Origin of the sequence: Gemella sp. 27098_8_155 (assembly GCF_041433725.1) — a bacterium.
Taxonomy (GTDB): domain Bacteria; phylum Bacillota; class Bacilli; order Staphylococcales; family Gemellaceae; genus Gemella; species Gemella haemolysans_D.
In genome coordinates this window covers 16,513-38,085 of sequence record NZ_JAPWCA010000016.1, presented here as the reverse complement: position 1 = coordinate 38,085, position 21,573 = coordinate 16,513, and the positions used below count along the sequence as shown (strand labels likewise).

General features: G+C 32.4%; 17 protein-coding genes. 14 read left to right on the top strand and 3 right to left on the bottom strand.

The genetic code is table 11. The annotated features are described in order from the left end of the window. Window positions 1-166 precede the first annotated feature (166 nt). Window positions 167-1,969 carry a glutamine--fructose-6-phosphate transaminase (isomerizing) gene (gene glmS, locus O5Y44_RS07120; protein WP_271987053.1) on the bottom strand — a complete coding sequence of 601 codons (1,803 nt, stop codon included), beginning with the start codon at window positions 1,967-1,969 and terminating at the stop codon, window positions 167-169. Between the two features lie 975 nt (window positions 1,970-2,944). Further along, window positions 2,945-3,745 (bottom strand): DUF6612 family protein, encoded by an 801-nt coding sequence (locus O5Y44_RS07115; RefSeq protein WP_048803126.1) that lies wholly within the window; start codon window positions 3,743-3,745, stop codon window positions 2,945-2,947. A 312-nt stretch (window positions 3,746-4,057) separates the two neighbouring features. Here O5Y44_RS07115 and O5Y44_RS07110 point away from each other — a divergent pair, with 312 nt between their 5' ends. From O5Y44_RS07110 to O5Y44_RS07080, 7 genes are all read left to right on the top strand, one after another. Beyond that, entirely contained in the window at window positions 4,058-4,390 is a 333-nt protein-coding gene (locus O5Y44_RS07110; protein WP_371465827.1) for a PadR family transcriptional regulator, read from the top strand. Then, window positions 4,383-4,898 carry a DUF2812 domain-containing protein gene (locus tag O5Y44_RS07105; RefSeq protein WP_102169891.1) on the top strand — a complete coding sequence of 172 codons (516 nt, stop codon included), beginning with the start codon at window positions 4,383-4,385 and terminating at the stop codon, window positions 4,896-4,898. The genes O5Y44_RS07110 and O5Y44_RS07105 overlap by 8 nt, the downstream gene beginning before the upstream one ends. A gap of 4 nt (window positions 4,899-4,902) precedes the next feature. Beyond that, window positions 4,903-5,445 (top strand): hypothetical protein, encoded by a 543-nt coding sequence (locus tag O5Y44_RS07100; RefSeq protein WP_102169890.1) that lies wholly within the window; start codon window positions 4,903-4,905, stop codon window positions 5,443-5,445. 45 nt (window positions 5,446-5,490) lie between these two features. Beyond that, window positions 5,491-6,393 (top strand): ABC transporter ATP-binding protein, encoded by a 903-nt coding sequence (locus tag O5Y44_RS07095; RefSeq protein WP_048803122.1) that lies wholly within the window; start codon window positions 5,491-5,493, stop codon window positions 6,391-6,393. 2 nt (window positions 6,394-6,395) lie between these two features. Then, window positions 6,396-7,595 carry an ABC transporter permease gene (locus tag O5Y44_RS07090; protein WP_316447576.1) on the top strand — a complete coding sequence of 400 codons (1,200 nt, stop codon included), beginning with the start codon at window positions 6,396-6,398 and terminating at the stop codon, window positions 7,593-7,595. A gap of 878 nt (window positions 7,596-8,473) precedes the next feature. Next, entirely contained in the window at window positions 8,474-9,787 is a 1,314-nt protein-coding gene (locus tag O5Y44_RS07085) for an APC family permease (RefSeq protein WP_271987057.1), read from the top strand. A 310-nt stretch (window positions 9,788-10,097) separates the two neighbouring features. After that, window positions 10,098-10,202 carry a putative holin-like toxin gene (locus O5Y44_RS07080; protein WP_331271069.1) on the top strand — a complete coding sequence of 35 codons (105 nt, stop codon included), beginning with the start codon at window positions 10,098-10,100 and terminating at the stop codon, window positions 10,200-10,202. Between the two features lie 232 nt (window positions 10,203-10,434). Here O5Y44_RS07080 and trpB read toward each other — a convergent pair whose 3' ends face one another. Further along, window positions 10,435-11,643, bottom strand: coding sequence for a tryptophan synthase subunit beta (trpB, locus tag O5Y44_RS07075; RefSeq protein ID WP_271987058.1), 1,209 nt, complete (start codon window positions 11,641-11,643; stop codon window positions 10,435-10,437). A 483-nt stretch (window positions 11,644-12,126) separates the two neighbouring features. On the opposite strand from trpB, the gene O5Y44_RS07070 reads away from it, so the two are divergent. The 7 genes from O5Y44_RS07070 to O5Y44_RS07040 all read left to right on the top strand — a co-directional run bounded on the left by O5Y44_RS07070 (window position 12,127) and on the right by O5Y44_RS07040 (window position 21,545). After that, window positions 12,127-12,942, top strand: coding sequence for an MBL fold metallo-hydrolase (locus O5Y44_RS07070; RefSeq protein ID WP_271966295.1), 816 nt, complete (start codon window positions 12,127-12,129; stop codon window positions 12,940-12,942). Window positions 12,943-13,276: 334 nt separating this feature from the next. Then, on the top strand, window positions 13,277-14,281 hold the full coding sequence (locus O5Y44_RS07065) for an ABC transporter ATP-binding protein (protein WP_003147506.1): 1,005 nt from the start codon (window positions 13,277-13,279) through the stop codon (window positions 14,279-14,281). After that, window positions 14,274-15,206, top strand: a complete 933-nt coding sequence (locus O5Y44_RS07060) for an ATP-binding cassette domain-containing protein (protein WP_003147507.1) — start codon at window positions 14,274-14,276, stop codon at window positions 15,204-15,206. Before O5Y44_RS07065 ends, O5Y44_RS07060 begins: the two co-directional genes overlap by 8 nt. Next, window positions 15,206-16,171 (top strand): oligopeptide ABC transporter permease, encoded by a 966-nt coding sequence (gene opp4B, locus O5Y44_RS07055; RefSeq protein ID WP_003147508.1) that lies wholly within the window; start codon window positions 15,206-15,208, stop codon window positions 16,169-16,171. Before O5Y44_RS07060 ends, opp4B begins: the two co-directional genes overlap by 1 nt. Before the next feature lie 14 nt (window positions 16,172-16,185). Further along, entirely contained in the window at window positions 16,186-17,091 is a 906-nt protein-coding gene (locus O5Y44_RS07050) for an ABC transporter permease (protein WP_003147509.1), read from the top strand. A gap of 439 nt (window positions 17,092-17,530) precedes the next feature. Continuing rightward, window positions 17,531-19,333, top strand: a complete 1,803-nt coding sequence (locus tag O5Y44_RS07045) for an ABC transporter substrate-binding protein (RefSeq protein ID WP_371465825.1) — start codon at window positions 17,531-17,533, stop codon at window positions 19,331-19,333. 409 nt (window positions 19,334-19,742) lie between these two features. Then, window positions 19,743-21,545 (top strand): ABC transporter substrate-binding protein, encoded by a 1,803-nt coding sequence (locus O5Y44_RS07040; RefSeq protein ID WP_371465824.1) that lies wholly within the window; start codon window positions 19,743-19,745, stop codon window positions 21,543-21,545. Window positions 21,546-21,573 lie beyond the last annotated feature (28 nt).

The window sequence follows — 21,573 nt, the reverse complement described above, 5'->3', positions numbered from 1 at the left end:
TTCGTAGAAATCGATTTTGTCGAGTCACCCCCGCAAAGTTTATTAGATATCTAAAAAGCTTTTATAAAGCGAATTTAGATATCAATAAACCACTGCGTCTATGAATTCTCATAGACACTTTGTTAAAATTTAGGACTTTTGGGTCAAGTACTACTTAAATTATTTATTATTCTACTGTTACTGATTTAGCTAAGTTACGTGGTTTATCCACATCTAAACCTTTAGTATAAGCTGCATAGTATGCGAATAATTGTGTAACAACGATACTTGCGATTGGAGCAAGATCTTCATTTACGTTAGGAATAGCATAATCACCTTTACGAGCTAATTTTTCTAATGTAATGATTAGAGTATTAGCTCCACGGCTAGCTACTTCACTTACGTTACTACGTGTATTTAAGTCTAGTTTAGCGCTTGTAATAAGAGCCACTACTGGTGTTCTTTCTTCTATAAGAGCGATTGTACCGTGTTTTAATTCTCCTCCGGCAAATCCTTCTGTTTGAATATATGAAACTTCTTTAAGTTTTAAAGCTGCTTCACATGCACTATAGTAGTCAATTCCACGTCCGATATAGAATGCATTACGTTCAGTGAATAAGTTTTTAGCTAAGTCTTTGATAGTTTTTGTATCATCTAAGATTGATTCGATTGCTGAAGTAATTACTGATAACTCTTGCTCAATATCAAATTTAGGCTGTCTTGAAAGTTGTTTAGCTACTTCGTAAGCTAGTATACTTAGTGTTGCGATTTGAGCAGTATATGCTTTAGTAGAAGCAACCGCAATTTCAACACCTGCGTGAAGTAATAATGTATAGTCACATTCACGAGATAGAGTTGAAGCATCAACGTTAGTAAGTACTAAGAATTTATAATCTTCATTTACACTACGTAATTTTGTTAATACTGCACGAAGGTCAGCTGTTTCTCCTGATTGAGAAAGGAAGATAAACATTGGTTTTTTAGATAATAATGGTACGTTGTAAGCAAATTCTGATGCTAGGTGTACTTCTGTTGGGATACCAGCCCATTTTTCGAAGTAGTTTCTTCCTACTAAACCAGCGTTATAACTTGTACCACATCCGATGATGTATAGTCTATCCGCATCTTTTACGTTGTTAATAATTTCGCTGTCAATATTTACATCATGTCCATCGAAGTAGTGAGAGATGATGTTACGCATAGCTCCTACTTGTTCATGAATCTCTTTAATCATGTAATGCTCGTGGATACCTTTATCAATTTCTCCAGCGTTTAAGTTAGTTGAGAAACTTTCACGCTCTACGATATTACCTTCTTTATCTTCGATAGTTACGCTATCTTTTTTCACGATAACAATTTCACCATCGTTGATTTCTAAGAAGTTGTTAGTGTACTTAATCATTGCTAAAGCATCACTACCAACATAGTTTTTATTTTCTTCTCCTAGTCCAATAAGAAGTGGACTTTTGTTTTTTGCTACATATAATGTATCTTTATCTTCTGTGTCGATTAAACAAAGTGCATAAGATCCTTGTAATTTAGATACAGCTTTTTTGAAAGCTTCTTTAGTATCAAGACCACGATCGCTATAAACTTGTACTAATTGAACGATAACTTCAGTATCAGTTTCAGAAACAAGTTCTACACCTTTGAAAAATCTATCTTTAAGTTCTTGGAAGTTTTCGATAACTCCATTGTGAACTAAAATAAAACGTTTGTTGAAGCTTTGGTGAGGGTGAGAGTTAGTTGTGTTAACTCCACCATGAGTAGCCCAACGAGTATGACCAATACCTAATTCTAGGTGAAGACCTTCAGGTATTAAGGCTTCTAGGTTTTTAATACGACCTACAGACTTAGTAACGCTAGCTTCTCCGTTAACAACACCAGCGATACCAGCTGAGTCGTATCCACGGTACTCAAGACTACTAAGTCCATCGATTAAAAACTTAACTCCATTTGCTTCTCCAACAAATCCTACAATTCCACACATATAAAAAATTCCTCGCTTTTTCTTTTATTTATTTTTTATAGAAAGTACTATAAAGTTTTATATCTATGCTCAAATATATTGTACTTCATTAAGTTTATGTAAACCTTAAAAGAAGACATAATGAGCCTATAGAGAGGTGATAATGATTTTGAAGGGCAAGTTTTTCACGTCATTCTTCCTTAAAAACTAAGTTGGGAGCGACTTAAAAATCGTGATTTCACAGAAATCGATTTTGTCAAGTCGCCCCCGCACAGTTTATTAGATTTCAAAAGAGTTTTTTAGCGATCTTTGAAATCAATAAACCACTGCGTCTAAGTATGACTTAACATACTTTGTGAAATGTTTTACTTTTATACACCTAAATATTTCGTCGTCTCTTCGTTCCTAGAAATATTAAGATCTACCCCAGCAGTGGCAACTAAAGTTTTTTACGTCATTCTTCCTTAAAAACTAAGTTGCTGTTGCATACGCTATATCTAAATATTTCGTCGTCTCTTCGTTCCTAGAAATATTAAGATCTACCCCAGCAGTGGCAACTAAAGTTTTTGTCGTCATTCTTCCTTAAAAACTAAGTTGCTGTTGCATACGCTGTACCTAAGTATCTTGTCGTCACTACGTTCCTAAAGATACAAAGGTACACCCCATTGTACATTATCTAACGAAACTCTCTGGTTCCGAAAAAGCATCCGCCGAATTTTCGATAACTTTTTTCCTCGTCAACTAAGCTCAATTTAACCTTTAGAACTTAGTTCGGGCGCTATAACTATAAATCTAATTTACCTCCTAATATTTTAATCGTACATATTATTATACTAGATAAGAAGAGCATTGTAAACTGAAAGGATATATTTACATAAACTCAGATATTGAAATATAGTATCTAAAAATTTAACACTAATTTTTAGAATTGCAGAAATATTAGCTTGACCAATGAAAAAACCTACTCACTTTATAAGTAAGTAGGTTTTAATGTTATTAACGGTGAGAATTTGTAGCTACTTCTTTAGCATTTTTCACTTCATCAGGAAGGTTGATTTCTTTAACGTTATTTACGTTAGAATATTTAATGATTTGTTTGATTTTCATTGTAGTTGGAGTTGGAGTATCTTTAGATGCAAGTTCTATTGATACTTCGTTGTTAACTGGTGTAAAGTCTTTAGTAACTACAAGTTTAATTGAAACGTTTTTGAAATCAACGTTGTTAAATGAACTAGGAGTTACTTCACTTCCTGAAGAAGCGTTAGCAACAGCAGCCATAAGTTCTTTGAATTGTTCTCCATTTCCTGTGTATGTTAGAACATAGTTTCCATTTTCTTCAGTTTTCTTGAAGTCTTTAGCAATTTTTTTGTAGAATTCTAAAATTTTATCTGAGTTAGCAATTTTTTTAAGATTTTCAAATTGCGCTGTTATACTGTTGTTTGAACTTTTAACCCATTCGTTTTGTCCTGTTGATTTTGCATAAGCTGTTCCATCTTTAATGTACAACTCTAATGTTTGACTTTGTCCTTGAGCTTTTACGTTAGTAGTTGCTTTCATTGTAAGAGGTTCTAAAATTAATGAACCAGATACAGTGTTTTCGATTGTTTGAGTCTGTTCACCGATTAAGATTTCAGAACTACTAGTAGCTTCGAAATCTGTACTCTTAATATTTTTAGATGATTCTACTGATTTATTAACGATTTGTTCTGTAGAAGCCCCCATGCCACAGGCAGCAAGAGTAACTGAAAGAATAATCGTTGCAACAAGCAATAGATATTTTTTTAATGATTTTGTCATGTGTCTCTCCTTAACTTTAATAAAAATAGATGTTGATAATCTATTTTATAATATTTATTTTTATAGCATTATTCTATCATATTATAGCCAATATTACTATATTAATAAGTTTATTTTTGAAATATCTGTAATAAATAGTATGGGTTATAACTAAAGAGAATATTTTGGTCTAATGTTTTGCAATATTTTTCGTAAAAATAGTAAAAAATCTGTTGACTTATATCAATGATGGATATATAATTATATCAAAGATAGATATATCAATGATGGATATAGATAAGAAATATCTCTAATTAGGTTAGGAGGGATAAAATGGCAAAGGTAAGCCCTTATGAGACGGGCGAATTAACGGATAGTATATTTTTTACACTTCTAGTTTTAACAGAACCTATCCACGGTTATTTAATAATGCAAAAGGCGGCAGAGATCACAGAAAATAATATTATTATCGGCCCTGCGACAATGTATACGACTTTAGGAAAAATGGTTTCTGTTGGCTGGATTGAAGATAAGGAAATCGACAATTCGAAAAAAGAATATCATATTACTCCAAAAGGTATGGAAGTTTTGGAGAAAAATTTAAAACTTCGACAGTTTTTACTTGACGTAGCTAAGAAGTTTATAGGTGGTGGAAGTGATGAGTAAATATAAGGTGACACATACATTCGCTTTAACAAATAAGAGACTCATGAGAAAGTTAGAAAGATATAGTGCTAAGGGCTGGCATTTTAAAAAGTTTCTAGGATTCTTCATTTTATTAGAAAAAGGAGAAAAAATTAACTACAAATACGAATTGGTATATGATAAAAAGTTCGATTCTGAACGTGAAGATTTCTATAAGTTTAACGGTTGGAAAGTAGTTAGAAATAGTTTTTTCTGGCAAATATTACGAGGAGAACCTTCAGCAACTACACTATATACAGATAATTTGAGTGAAGAATATATGTGGCTATATAGAATAAGATTTAATGCGAAAATCATGTTAGGGTGTTTTCTTATAGCTTTAGTGACGCACATAATAAATAAATTTTTAATGCCATCTGAAGTAATAGATTTTATTACAGGAATGTCTTTTGGCTTTGGTTTAGGACTAGGTGCTGTAAATATAGCGTTCTTTGTAAAATATTTATTTTTAAAGAGAAGAAAGGATTGACTTTATGAAGTATAAATATGTTCCGGTATTTATAAGCTATGATAAAGTAGCGGATAAAATGAATTATCTTGCTGCTGGGGGATATGAATATGATAAAGAGGCTATAGTGGCAATCAGAATGAAGAAAGTTTCAGAGGTTAGTGATAAGCAATACAAATTTATCTTTGATAAACAGTTTACACCTGAGATAGAAGAGTATTATAAAGCAACTGGTTGGAATCTTCATAAGTTTCAATTTTATAATTTGTTTAGGCTAGCTGAAGGGACTTCAAGTTCGTACCCAATATATACTGATACTGAGACGGAATTAGAGTTTATCAAGTATAGATTGTTAAGATTTATAGTTTTGTTTATTTTAATAAGTATAATAGGGGTATTGTATTTTACTAATATTAAGTGGGTAATTAATAGTGGAATACCTGATCTGTTAGCCATGTTAATAGGTGGATTAATAGGTGGTATATTTGGTTACTGTATAAGTGGACTTGGAATGTTTTTACCGAAATATTTTAAGTTAACAAAAGAAATAAAAAATAATGACGAATAAAAAAGGGATATAACTTTTAATAAGTTAGGAAATGAGGTAAGGGCTATGATTTTAGAATTTAAAAATGTAGAGAAGAGTTTTGGTAATAAAAAGGTTCTTAAGGGAGTTAGCTTCACAGCGAAAAGTGGGGTGGCTAATGGATATTTAGGACGAAATGGTAGTGGTAAAACTACAAGTTTTAGAATTTTGTTAGATATATTCAAGCCAGATAAAGGTGAGATTTTATTAGACGGAAAACCTCTAGATCACAGTAAGGTGAAAATTGGATATTTACCAGAAGAACGTGGAATGTACGATGGTGTTGGACTAGTAGATCAGCTTACGTACTTCGGAATGCTAAAAGGTATGAAGAAGAAAGCAGCACAAACAGAAGCAAAAAAATGGTTAGAGTATTTCGAATTAGAAGATAATAAACAAGCATTAAAAACATTATCTAAAGGTAATGCACAAAAAATTCAAATTATTCAAAGTGTTATGAATGACCCAGATATTCTTGTTTTTGACGAACCATTCAGTGGACTTGATCCGGTGAACGTATCGAAGTTAAAAGAAATAATTACAGACTTTATCAAAAAAGATAAACTAGTTATTTTCTCATCTCACCAAATGCCAGTTGTAGAAACATTCTGTGAAGACATTAATATACTAGAAAAAGGGGAAATTACTTTAAGTGGAAATCTAGATTATATTAAAAAACAACTAGGACATGGAAAAATGATCTTGAGTGTTAGTAACTTAGAAAAAGAAGAGTTGCTAGCTAATCTAAGATCTATACCATTAGGTATCGAATACTCATTAGTACCAGAGGGAGTACTTCTTGATTTTAAAGAAGAGGGATCTAAAAAAGAACTATTAGCAAAACTTGCAGGAAGCAGCTTTAATATAGAAGAATTTAAACTTTATAAACCATCGTTAGAAGATATATTCAAGGAACAGGTAGGTAAGTAGTTATGAAGAATTTTAGTACAGTATTTAATTTCGAGTTAAAACAATTTTTCGCAAAGAAAGCGACAAAAGTTATTATGGCAATATACTTCGTTATCGCTATAGGTATAACATTTGTACCATCGATTGCGAACAGTAATCTTTTCAAAGGTGATAGCAACGATAATTTCAATCGTAGTGCATATGTTGTAAAAGATGCAAATATTAAATTAGAAGATCTAAAAGAAGCTAAAAAATATGATAGTAAAGAGGCTTTAGAAAAAGACATTAAAGATAAAAAATTAGATGAAGGTATCGTCTTAACTAAAGACAGTTATGAATATTTATCTAGACAATCTATCTTTAGTAAAGGTAGCAGTGAATTCAAAGAAGCTTTTGGAAAGAACGTAGAAAAATTAGTCTATAAACAAAATGGTTTAGATTATGATAAAGTAACTAACGTGAAATCACATCTACCTCAACCTGTACCTGTGAACGTAAGTGGAGATTCTGATATTCAGACACAAGTAGTAAATGTTGTAGTAGTTTATGCTCTTACATTTATTGTCTATATGACGGTAGTTCAATTTGGTAGTGTAGTTGCAACAAATGTTGTTAAAGAAAAAAGTAATAGAGCTATGGAACTATTAGTAGTCACTGTAAATCCTAGAACGTTAATTTTAGGAAAAGTACTAGCTTTATCAATTGCGGTACTTATTCAAATGGGCTTAATCATAGGTGGTTTATTTGCAGGTCTAAAAATTAATGGTTCTAGATATAGCGATAATATTAAACATATTATAGAAAACGTAGACTTGAAAGTCCTTGGTGTCGGACTAGTGTTTGCTTTAACTGGATTCGTAATGTTTATGTTTATGTACGCGGCATTCGCTTCACTAGTTAGTAAGATTGAGGATGTCAACGGAGCGATAACTTTACCGATGTTAACATTTATGGGTGCATTCTTCGCAAACTACTACATTATGGGTTCAACAGGAGATACTAAAATTGCAGAGATTTTATCATATGTTCCATTCACATCATACTTTGTAATGTTTACACGTTATGCAATTAGCCACGTTTCTATTCAAGAATTAGGATTATCTTATGGTATATTAGCTTTAACTACATTACTTGTAGCATTTGCGAGTGTTAGAGTATATAGACTAGCAACATTAAGATATGGTCAAAAATTAAACTTCTTCAAATTATTATTTGGGAAATAGGAGAAGTCAAAATAAATTAACACCACATAATAGATTATCTAGTATGTGGTGTATTTTGTATATCTGAGTTGACTATTTATAACTTGAGTTATAGTATTATTTATTCATTGCACTTATTTCATATTTATGTTAAAATAAAATCATAAAGAGAGAGCCGTTTGCACTGACTTTACTAATAATTTCTTAACTCACTACGTTCGTAGAAATTATAGTAGTCGTAGTATAAATTATTCGTAATATTTTTCTTCAGTCTATGACTTTGAAAAATAAACGACTAACTTAATAGACGGTGACTCTGATTAATTATAGTTGAAAATAACTGTCTTAACCGTTCAAAGTTTTAAAGATGGTTATTTTTTATTGTCTTTTTTTAATGCCATAATGCACGCACTAACTATTGAAACAATTAAAAGGTTTATTCCAATAATTGTTTGTACAATTTCATATGCCGACAACATGCTACTCCCTTCTTCAAGATTTTAGTGTATGCGGACATAACACCAACTCCTTTCATAGAAAAGTAGCCACCATCTTTGTAGAAAGTATTATACTCTCCAACTTCTCTCTCCGATTTTGATTATATCAGATTAATTAGTGATTATCAACGATTTTAAGAAATTAATAGGATTATTTTAATATTGTTAATAACAGTAAAGATTATATAAAAAAGATAATTACAAAGGAGATAGTTATCATTTACAAAATTAATAAAATTTAAATATATAAAATTTAATTATATATTTTAAAAAAATATTATTTTCAGTAAATTTGAATCGGCATTCAAAAGATTCAAATTTTGAGTCTTTTCTTTTTTCTTTTTTTCTAATAAAAAGGTATAATATAGAAATGAAAAAATTATAAATAAGGAGGTTACTCTTATGAGTGAGTTGAAAAGAACGATAGGTTTCATGCCGGCTTTTATGACTGTAATAGGTTCAGTAATTGGAGCAGGGGTGTTCTTTAAGGCAGCTGTAATTTATAAAACTACAGGGACGATGAGTCTAGGGTTGCTTGCTTGGGTTCTTGCTGGAATTATTACTATCTGTGCCGGTCTTACTGTTGCAGAACTTGCGGCATCTATTCCTGAAGTAGGAGGGATGGTCGTTTGGATAGAGAGAACTTATGGGAAAACTGCAGCATTCTTATTAGGATGGGCTCAGTCGGTAATTTATTTCCCTGCGATGATTGCGGCTCTTGCTGTTATTTTCTCTACACAAGTTTTAAACTTATTAAATTTAGATAAAGCGTGGCATCTTCCTATAGCCTTTGCTGCTGCAGCGTCGTTAATGTTTTTAAACTTTCTAGGTGGAAAAATTGGTGGGGTAATTCAAACAGTAGCTACCATTTGTAAATTAATACCATTAATAGTAATTATTGGATTTGGATTATTCCAAAGTGATTCACAGCCGCTACAATTATTACCTATAGAAGCGGGGAAAGATATTTCATTTGCTAGTGGACTAGGTGGAGCTTTACTTGCTGCGATGTTTGCCTATGAAGGGTGGACGAACGTAGGAAGTATGGCAGGAGAGATGAAAAATCCTAAAAAAGATTTACCAAGAGCGATTTTCTTAGGACTTGCTGTTGTTATGGCAGTATATGTACTTATAAATGTTGCTTACCTTATGACTTTACCATTAGATCATGTTGCAGGTAATCAAACTGTAGCCAGTGATGTAGCTGCGAAGTTGTTCGGCGGTATTGGTGGTAAAATTATCACTATTGGAATATTAATCAGTGTATATGGAGCAATTAACGGATTCTCAATGGCTGGAATTCGTGTACCTTATGCAATGGCAAAAAGTGAACAAATTCCATTTAAAAATGTATGGACGAAGTTAAACAAAGGTGCTGTACCGGTGAATGCAGGATTATTACTTTTAGTAATAGCATTCTTAATGATGTTAACTGGTAGTTTTGATATGTTAACAGATCTATTAGTATTTGTAATGTGGTTCTTCTATACAGCAACATTCCTTGCGGTAATTATACTACGTAAAAAAGAACCAAAATTAGAAAGACCATATAGAGTACCTTTATATCCAATAGTTCCTATAATAGCCATTCTTGGTGGGGTGTATACTTTAGTAAGTACTCTAATTTCACAAACATCATTAGCTGTGGGAGGAATAGCCTTAACATTAATAGGACTATTATTCTATACAGAATTACATAAGAAATTTAAAAAATAATAAAAAAAACATCGCATATTAGAAAACCTAGTATGCGATGTTTTGTTGTTATTTGTTTCTATTTTATGAATTTATTTTTTCAGAATATGTTTAATTTATGAATAAAATTTACTATTATTAACAAGTTGAAAACATTGATATAGCAGCTCTCATAAATAGTTGATTATATATATTTAATTTGATATAATCAAAATCGGAGAGAGAAGTTAGGGAGCAGTATAGTTTCCGATGAAGATGGTGGCTACTTCAGTTTGAAAGGGGATGGTGCTATGTCCGCATACACTAAAATCTTGAAGAAAGGAGTAGCAAGTTGTCACCTTACGAAATAGTACAAACTATTATTGGTATAAATCTATTGATTGCAACAATAGTTGGAGTGTGCTTAACAGCGTTCAAAAATGACAATAAAAAATAACCATCTTTAACTTTAGCCGGTTAGATGGTTATTATTATAACTAACTAATTGAGCCACCGTCTTTAAAACGGCTCTCTCTTTTATGATTTTATTCTAACATAAATATCTAATAAGTTCAATGAATAAATAAGGCAATAGTTAAATTTATTGAAATTTGCTGAAATTAGTAATACTACTAAAGTAAATAATATAACATCGCATATTAGAAAACCTAGTATGCGATGTTTTGTTGTTATTTATTTCTATTTTCTAAGTAGTCTGCAATTGCAGCTACGTCTTTGTCTCCACGCCCAGATACGTTAACGATAATTAATTTATCTTTATCTAGTTTTGGAGCACGTTTGATCACTTCTGCAAGAGCGTGTGAACTTTCGATTGCTGGGATAATTCCTTCTGTTCTAGTTAATAGAAGTAAAGCATCAACAGCTTCATCGTCAGTTGCACTTACGTATTCAGCACGTTTTGCATCTTTTAGGAATGAGTGCTCAGGTCCGATACCTGGGTAGTCTAATCCTGGAGAGATAGAGTAAACAGGTTTTACTGAACCATCTTCGTTGAATAATGCGTAAGTCTTCATACCATCAACAACACCAACAGTCCCAAGAGTAAGTGTTGCTGCGTGACGATCTGTATCAAGACCACGACCAGCTGCTTCAACCCCTAGTAATGCTACTTCTTCGTGAGGGATGAATTCAGCAAAAGCACCGATTGCATTAGATCCACCACCTACACAAGCTACTACTAAGTCAGGTAGACGTCCTTCTTTTTCTAAGATTTGGCGTTTTGCTTCTTGACTGATAACTTTTTGGAAGTCTTTTACAATAGTAGGATATGGGTGAGGTCCTACTGCAGATCCTAGTACGTAGAAAGTATCGTCGATGTTTTCAATCCATGCTTTGAATGCAGCGTCAACAGCTTCTTTAAGAGTTTTTTCTCCTTCTTGAGCTGCGTGAACTTTTGCTCCTAGCATTTCCATTCTAAATACATTTAATCTTTGTCTTTCTACATCAAGAGCTCCCATGTAAATTTCACATTCCATACCGAATTTTGCAGCGGCAGCAGCTGTAGCTACACCGTGTTGACCTGCACCTGTTTCAGCGATAACTTTCTTTTTACCCATACGTTTTGCAAGTAAAATTTGTCCGATAACGTTGTTAAGCTTGTGTGCTCCAAGGTGGTTTAAATCTTCACGTTTAAGATAGATTTTTGCCCCTCCAAGGTGGTTTGTTAAACTTTCAGCGTAGTATAGTGGAGTTTCACGTCCTGAGTAATCTTTTAAGTAGTGAGCGTACTCTGCTAAAAACTCTTCATCATCTTTGTATTTGTTGTAAGCTGCTTCTAGTTCATCAAGAGCTTTTTGTACAACCTCAGGCACGAAGCTTCCTCCAAATTCTCCAAAGTATCCTTTTAAGTTGTTTAAGTTATTTTCTAAGTTTGTCATAATTGTTTATTTCCTTTCGAATTGTCTATAAGATTTGTATAAGTTTTTTATTTTACCCCAAAAAGAAAAGACCGTATAGAATTCTATACGGCCCTTTTGCGAAATTTAAAACGAATTTTCTACAGCCGACATAGACACTTTTTAGAGTACACTAAAGTTGCGTCTACGTCATAAAAACATACACACAACATTATCTACGCCAGTTTTGCCAAGATTTTAAAGTTGTTGTTTGTTTCATTTGTAGTTCCTCCTTTTCGTTTTTGTTGTTTTTATTATACACATTATTATTTATGAATGCAAGCTTTTTTTGAATAAATTTCTAAATTTTTCTGACAATTAACTAAAAAACTCATTCTTGTTAAGGTTTTCCAGAGCTGTTTATTATGAAATTCTTTAAGAAGAATTAGTATAGTGATTCTTTCTACCTAAACTATTGTAAAAGTGATATAATAGAAAAGTGAAAAAATGGTATGGAGGTGCAACTTGAAATTATCGGTATTAGCCAGCAGTAGTAGTGGAAATAGTATTTATATAGAGCATAATAATTTTAAATGTTTAGTAGATGCTGGACTGACTGGAAAAAAAGTAGTAGAAAACTTGGCACAAATTGAGCGTGATATTAAAGATATCAATGCAATTTTTGTAACACATGAACATATTGACCATATTAAAGGAGTAGGGGTACTCGCAAGGAAATATAATATTCCTGTTTATGCTAATAAACTTACTTGGCAAAATATGACTAAGTGTGGTGAAATTAGCTCGGATCTTAAGTTTCATTTTGAAAAAGAAGAGAGTAAAATTTTTGATGATGTAGTTGTTAATAGTTTTGGAGTTAGTCATGATGCGATTAATCCACAGTTTTACACTTTTGAGTGTGATGGGAAAAGGGTAAGTATTCTTACGGATACGGGTTATGTTTCTGATAAGATGATAGATTATGTTAAAGATTCACATACGATTGTCTATGAGAGTAATCATGAGGAGAATGTTCTACTTAGTGGACCTTATCCATGGACGACTAAACAACGTATTTTATCAGATATGGGTCACTTATCAAATACAGATTCTGCTAATTATTTAACGAAGATAGTAGGAGATAATACAAAAAATGTCTTTTTAGCCCATTTAAGTGAGCAAAATAATACAAAAGAACTTGCTCGTATGGCAACGGATATGACGCTTAAACACAAGGATATAGATTGTGTTCTAGAAGCTGATAAAACTATTGATTGTAATGATAAAATAATTATTATGGATACTGATCCAGTAGTTCCGACTAAGATAATAGAAATATAAAAATTAGTAATAAAGCGACTTGATAAAATGTTTTTTAGAAAATAAGATTTTGAGTCGTTTTTTTCGATATATTCAGAGGAAATTTTAGTAGTTTTATAGAGTGTTTTGATAAATATTCAGAAAATTCTAGATTTTTCTCTCTGAATTTTACTTTTTTATTGCTTTTTTTCTAAAAATTTTATAATATAGTATTATGCTGTTTTTATTTAAGGTTATGATTTATAAAAAAATCTGATTAGAAATAAAACAATATTAATTGAAAATGCAAAAAGAAATAAAGTTTAAATTTGTATTTATTATTGAAGTAAGTTATTTTTTGGAAGGAGATAGGTAAATGGAGAAACTATTAGAGATTAAAAATCTAGAAACAGCTTTTAGAATTAAAGATGATTACTTTAATGCTGTTGATAAAGTTAGTTTAGACCTATATAAAAACGAAGTATTAGCTATCGTTGGAGAGAGTGGTTGTGGTAAGTCGACATTAGCGACTACTATTATGCGTCTTCATAATGAAAATCTTACTAAGTCAACTGGAGAAATTATTTTTAATGGGAAAAATATTCTTGACTTAACAGAAGATGAGATGAATAAAATTAGAACAAAAGATATTGGAATGATTTTCCAAGATCCACTTTCTTCGTTAAACCCATTACACAGAATTGGAAAACAAATAGAAGAAGCCTTAATTTATCACACAGAATTAAGTGCAGAAGAAAGACAAAAGAGAGTTATCGAGTTATTAACACAAGTTGGTATCCCTAATCCTGAGCGTTGTGCAAAACAGTATCCACACGAGTTATCAGGGGGTATGCGTCAACGTGTTATGATAGCTATGGCGATGAGTTGTAAACCAAGTGTTCTTATCGCAGACGAACCTACAACAGCTCTAGACGTTACAATTCAAGCGCAAATATTAGACCTTATTAAAGGACTTCAAGCAGAAATGCATGCAGGAATTATCTTAATTACTCATGACCTTGGTGTAGTTGCTGAGATGGCTGATAGAGTAGCTGTACTGTATGCTGGAGAAGTAGTAGAAATTGGAACTGCAGAACAAATCTTCAAAAATCCAAAACACCCGTACACTCGTAGTTTATTACGTAGTATTCCTCAACTTGATGATGAAGATGCTAGTGATGACCTTTACGTTATTCAAGGGATGGTACCTTCTCTAAAAACATTAGACAGACAAGGGTGTCGTTTTGCTGATCGTATATCTTGGCTAAAAGATGAAGAACACGAACACAATCCAACTTTACATGAAGTAGAAGAAGGACATCATGTACGTTGTACATGCTATAAAAACTTTGAATTTGAAGGGGAGGAGAACAATGCTTAAAGTAGAAAATCTAAAAGTACATTATCCCATTCGCGGTGGATTTTTCAATACAATTAAAGATCATGTCTATGCAGTAGATGGGGTTGATATTGAAATCGAAGCAGGGAAAACTTATGGATTAATCGGTGAAAGTGGTAGTGGAAAAACTACTGTAGGTAAAGTAGTCTTAGGTTTAGAAAAAGCAACTGATGGACAAATTATTTACAAAGACGAAGATGTTACTAAAAAAGCAGCTCGTAAAAAACTAAAATATAATCGTGACGTTCAAATGATTTTCCAAGATGCAATGTCTAGTTTAAATCCTAAAAAACGTATTATAGATATTATTTCAGAACCTATTAGCAATTTTGAGAACTTATCTGAAGAAGATACTAGAAAGCGCGTATTAGAGCTTCTTAATATCGTAGGTATGGGTGAGGAAGCTATGTATAAATATCCATTTGAATTCTCAGGTGGACAACGTCAACGTATTGGTGTTGCACGTGCAATCGCGTGTAATCCACGTTTAATCGTAGCCGATGAACCGGTATCTGCCCTTGACCTTTCAGTTCAAGCTCAGGTATTAAACTTCATGAAAAAAATCCAAAGAGATTTTAATATAAGTTATTTATTTATCTCTCATGACCTTGGTGTTGTTAAACACATGTGTGATTATATTTATATCATGTATCGTGGTCGTATCGTAGAACGTGGAACTCGTGAAGATATATACAATAATCCACAACACATTTATACAAAACGTCTTATTGCGGCTATTCCAAGTACTAACTTAGATAAAGCTAAAGAAGTAAAAGAAGTTAGACAAGCTGTTGAAGAAGAGTATCAAAAACATTATAATGATTATTTCGATAAAGATGGAAGAGTGTATCCACTTAAAAAATTAACAGATACACACTATGTAGCTATGAAAGGAGGAGAAGTATAATGTGGAAAGTAGTTTTAAAACGTTTTTTAGTAATGATACCACAACTATTCATCCTTAGTATACTAGTGTTTGGTCTAGCTAAACTTATGCCTGGGGATCCATTTAGTGGTTTAGCAGAAAATCCAAAAATATCTCAAGAACAAATTGAGGCGATTCGTCAAGCGAGTGGGTTCTATGAACCTTGGTATCAACAATACCTAACTTGGTTAAAAAACTTCATGCACGGTGATTTCGGATTAAGTTATACTACTGGTAAATCAGTAGGGACACTTTTAGGAGAAAGAATTTTCAATACATTCAACCTGTCATTATTTACTGCGGTAATTATGTATGCAATTGCTATCCCTATGGGGATGTATTCAGGTCGTTATAATGGTTCTAAATTCGATAAATTCGTAAACTTTTATAACTTCTTCTTCCTAGCGATTCCATCATTCGTATTATACTTATTTATGATTGCATTATTTGGTTTCGGTCTAGGATGGTTCCCAACAAGTGGATCTGTAGATGTTAACCTTGATCCAGGAACATTCACATACTATATTAATAAATTGCAACACTTAATCTTACCTGGTATCTGTTTAGCGTTATTATCAACAGTATCGACTGTTCAATATCTACGTAATGAAGTTATCGACGCGAAACAAAGTGATTATGTTAAAACAGCACGTGCTAAAGGTGTGCCAGTTAAAAAAGTTTATTCAGGACACATCTTTAGAAACTCTATCTTACCAATCGCAGCATTCTTCGGATTCTCTATTACTGGATTATTCAGTGGTGGTATCTTCGTAGAAACAATCTTTGGTTACCCTGGAATGGGACAATTATTCTATCAAAGTATTCAAGATAGAGACTACAGTGTTGTTACAACGTTAATGTTATTCTCAGGATTCTTAACATTGCTTGGTAGTACTTTAAGTGATATTATCATGGCAATTGTTGACCCACGTATTAAATTAGACTAGGAGGAAGTTGAACAATGACAAAAGCAAAAGAAGAAAAAGTTATAACTAAAACTCCTTCTGGGTTTTCAGTTGTGGCTCGTGAATTTAAAAAGGATAAAGGTGCTTTTGCAGCTTTAATCACATTAAGTGCAATTTTAATTTTTGTAGTACTTTTCAATATTTACATTCGTGTGAGTGGAGTATATAGTACTTACTTTGATGTAGATTTATTAAATATTTTCTTAAAACCTGGTGAGGATGGATTCTTATTAGGTACAGACGTAGGTGGTCACTCAGTTTTTGGATGGCTAATGATGGGGATGCTTAACTCAATTCTTATCGCGGTTGCGGTAACAGCATTAACAATTGGGTTTGGTACAGCAGTAGGGTTAGTTATTGCATATTACGGAGGACGTGTTGATAATATTGTGATGCGTTTCGTAGACTTTATGGTAATTATCCCAACTCTTATGGTAATCATCGTATTCGTAAGTATTAAACGTGATTACGGACTTGTACTATTCATTCTGATTTTATCAGCGTTCGCATGGATGGGATCAACTCGTTTGGTACGTAGTAAAGCATTATCAGAATCACGTCGTGATTATGTTCTTGCTTCAAAAACTATGGGAACACCAGATTGGAAAATCATGTTACAAGGAATTTTACCAAATATTAGCTCGATCATTATCGTAGAAGCTACATTATCATTAGCTGCTAATATGGGTATTGAGGTAGGTCTGACATACCTTGGATTCGGTCTTCCAGCAGGAACACCAAGTATCGGAACTATGTTATCTTATGCAAAAGATGCAGACGTTCTTATTAATAAAATGTACATTTGGTTACCAGCAGCCCTTGCAATCTTAATCATCGTTTTATGTATCAACTCTATCGGTGGTGCATTAAGACGTAGTTTAGATGCTAGACAAAGATTATAATTTAGAAAGTCATGTAGAAAGATTTCTACATGGCTTTTTTTCGTAAAATTTTATAAAAGAGGATGAATGTTTAATTTTGCAGAGATTAGAAATTCAAAGAGAATTTGTAGCTCGATTGAGATAGATTAATATAATTGAAATAGCTAAGTATAAAAAGTATTTATAATTATAGATAATTCATTGCTTTTTAATTATCTTAAAATAAGAATTAAGTAGTTCATAAATTTTATAGATAACACAGATTTATTTTTAAGATTGATACAGAAAATTAAGATTGTTTATATAAATTGAAAGTTAATATCAACTAATATAACTAATAAATATAAAAATATTGTAAAATTTTCTGACAATTACTTGACTACTATAAATTTCTCTGATATAATTGCTAAATATAACATTAAAGAAAGACTGTACAACGTACAGCATGGAGGATAAGATAATGGAAAAGAAAAAAATGTTAAAGGTAGTTAGTTCAGCTATGGCTCTCACAATGTTACTTGCAGGATGTTCAAGCGCAAGTAACAATTCTAAGGGAACAAAGGCAGCTGTAGAGTTTAAGACAGCCGTGGACAATGGTGGAAATGCGCTTAGTGGTCAACAACTTAAAGTTGGTATTGCTTCTGCTGATCCACTAACAGGGATGTTTAACCCAATATTTTATTTACAATCAACCGATTATGATGTAATGTCGTACACTATGACTGGAGCCTTCCCAACTGATGATGCAAACCGTCTAAAACAAGATGACAAAGATGCACCAGTTATGTTCCACGTTAACCGTGATAAAAAAGAAGTTACATTAACTATTCATAAAGATCTTAAATGGAGTAACGGAGAAGACGTAAAAGCGGACGATATCGTTGCAACATATGAACTTATGGGTAATCCTAAGTACACTGAAAATGTTCGTTACAGTGATGAATACGAAGTAATCGAAGGTATGAAAGACTACCATGATGGAAAAGCTAAAAATATCTCTGGTGTAGTTAAAAAAGATGATAAAACTGTAGTACTTAAATATACAGAGATTAAGCCAGCATTATTATGGGGTAATGGATTCATCGGAGAATTCTTAAATAAAGCTCAAGTAGAAGCTGCATCAAAAGACTTCACTAAATTTGCTGAAGCAGAATTAAATAAAAAACCATTATCTTATGGACCATATTACTTAGATAAAGTAGTAAATGGGGAAAGTGTATTAGCAAAAGCTAACCCTTACTTCTACAAAAAATCTGATGTAAAAATTCCAGAAATCCAATTCAAAGTTGTATCACCAGCCCAAGCGAGTGCTGTACTTAAAAATGGTGATGTAGACTTAATGGGAAGCTTAACTACAGGTGTCTGGGATGGCACTAAAGATGCGAAAAATGGAACAATCTTAGGAGAATCTGATTACTATATCTCTTATGTTGGATTCAAACTAGGTAAGTTCAACAAAGAAAAAGGTGAAGTAGAAGTAGATCCAAACGCTAAAGCTGCTGACAAACGTGTACGTCAAGCATTTGGATATGCGGTAGATTGGGATCAAATCAATGAAAAAATCTATAAAGGATTACGTTTCACACCAACTGGTTCTGGATTCTATCCACCAATCGTAAAAATGTTCAACAACAAAGATGGTGAGAAATATACTAAGGACGTAGAAAAAGCGAAAAAACTTCTTGATGAAGCAGGTCTTAAAGATACTGACGGAGACGGATTAAGAGAAGATAAAAACGGTAAAAAACTTACATTCAACTTCGCTATCCGTAACGTAGGTCAAGACTTCGACCAAACATTAGCAGATACATTCGTTAAATCTTGGAAAGAAGTAGGATTAGACGTTAAATTAGTAGACGGAAAACTTATGTCTCCAAAAGACTTCTCTCAACGTGTACAAGCGGACGATCCAGGAATCGATATCTTCCAAGGAGCTTGGGGATTAGGAACTGACCCTAACCCAAGTGGATTAGTAGGAAAAACTTCACCACTTAACTTACAACGTTACACAACTGAAGAACTACAAAAATCATTAGATGCAATGGGAAGTAGTGACATGTTTGATGATGCTAAACTTAAAGAAGCGTATCAAAAATTCGATAAACAATTCAGAGAAGAAGCTGCTTGGTTACCATTCAGCTGGCAACAATCAATGACATGGGTTAACAAACGTGTTAAAACATTTGATTTAGCGAAATTTAAAACTGGTGAGCAAAGAATCTACAAACTAGAATTAACTGCAGATGCACCAGCAAAAAATTAATTTAGTTTAGGATTGAGATTTGGCTAAGGGCACTTAGTTGAATTTTCCCCTAATAAACTTATATTTCATTTTATTTTCAATTAATTTTTGAGAGGGATGAAAAATTAGAATTTCAATAGAGGTTTCTAATTTAAGCCCTCTCATCTTTGAAAATATGAATATACTGTTTATATTATAGAAATATTAATAAAAAAAAATAGATATAACTTTTAAATGAAAAATTAATTAATAATGGTTGACTTGAAATCATGATTTTTGAGTTATACCCATATTCTTAATAAAAATATGTAGAGCTACAAATTTACATAGATTTAAGGCGAAGTATCATGCTTTAATGTAGCAAAGATACCTCGCCTTAAATTTTGTCTTTATTAATTATTAATAAACTAGAGTTATATTGGAGGAAAAAATGAAGAAAAATAAATTTTTAAAAGTATTCAGTTCAGCAATGGCACTATCAATTATTTTAGCAGGATGTTCAACGTCGTCAAAATCATCAAAAGATGGAAAACCATCGGTAGAATTTAAAACATCAGTTGATAACGGTGGTAGTGCGGTAAGTGATTCTATACTGAAAGTTGGTATCCTTAGTGCCGATCCATTAACAGGGATGTTTAATCCAGTATTCCACCTGCAAGCAACAGATAATGCAGTAATGGAAGATACTATGGCACACACATTTGCTTTTGATCATTCATACAAATTAAAAGAAGATGATGAAGATGCACCGGTTAAGTTTCATCTAGATAAGGATAAAAAACAAGTAACACTTACTATCCGTAAAGATTTAAAATGGAGTAACAATCAAGACGTAGTTGCGGATGATATTATTGCAACATACGAACTTATGGGTAACTCTAAGTATAAAGACAATATCCGTTATAAGAGTGAATTTGAAACAATAGAAGGTATGAAAGCCTACCATGAAGGTAAAGCTGAAAAAATCTCAGGTCTTACTAAAAAAGATGATAAAACAGTAGTAATTCAATACAAAGATGTAAAACCAGCTCTTCTATGGGGAAGTGGATTCATAACAACATTCCTTAACAAAGATCAAGTAGCTGCTGCATCAAAAGACTTTAGTAAATTTGTAGAAGCAGAATTAAATACAAAACCATTATCTTATGGTCCATACTATTTAGATAAAGTAGTAAATGGAGAAAGCGTACTTGCTAAGCAAAATTCATACTACTATAAAAAAGATGATGTAAAAGTAAAAGAAATCCAATATAAAGTAGTTGCGCCAGCTCAAGCAAGTTCTATAATTAAAAATGGTGAAATTGACTACATGTCACAAGTAACTCCGAATGTATGGAGCGCGGTAAAAGACTATTCAAACGGAACATTATTAGGACAGCCAGATTTCTATATTTCATATGTAGGATTTAAACTAGGTACATGGGACAAAGAGAAAAATGAAGTGAAAGTAAATCCAAATGCAAAAGCAGCGGATAAACGAGTACGTCAAGCATTCGGATATGCGGTAGATTGGGATCAATTAAATGAAAAAATCTACAAAGGACTACGATTCACACCTACAAACTCAGGTATTTACCCAACACGTTCAGAAGATTACTATGATAAAGATGGATTCAAGTATAAAAAAGATGTAGAAAAAGCGAAAAAACTTCTTGATGAAGCAGGACTTAAAGATGTTGATGGAGATGGATTAAGAGAAGATAAAGATGGTAAGAAATTAACATTTAACTTTGCAATCCGTAACACAGGTCAAGACTATGATCAAACTCTTGCTGATGCATTTATTAAATCTTGGAAAGAAGTAGGTTTAGATGTAAAATTAGCTGATGGAAAACTAATGTCATCAAAAGATTGGACGCAACGTGTAACAAGTGACGATCCATCTATCGACTTATTCCAAGGAGCATGGAGCTTAGGTACTAACCCTAACCCAGCACGTCTATTAAGCGATAAAGCCAAAGTTAACTATCAAAGATATATGAGTGATGTGCTTAAAAAAGACTTAGAAACAATCAATTCTAAAGAAATGTTAGATGATGCTAAGCGAAAAGAAGCATATAAAAAGTTCGATAAAGACTTTGCAGAAGAAGCGGCTTGGCTACCATTTAGCTGGAGTACAGATATTACATGGGTAAATAAACGTATCAAAAACTTCGATGTTAAAAAATACGCTTATGGTGAACAAAAACTATATGCATTAGAGCTTACTAATAAAGATAGTGCCAAAGGATAATCTAAAAATTTTATATTAAGTTTTAAAG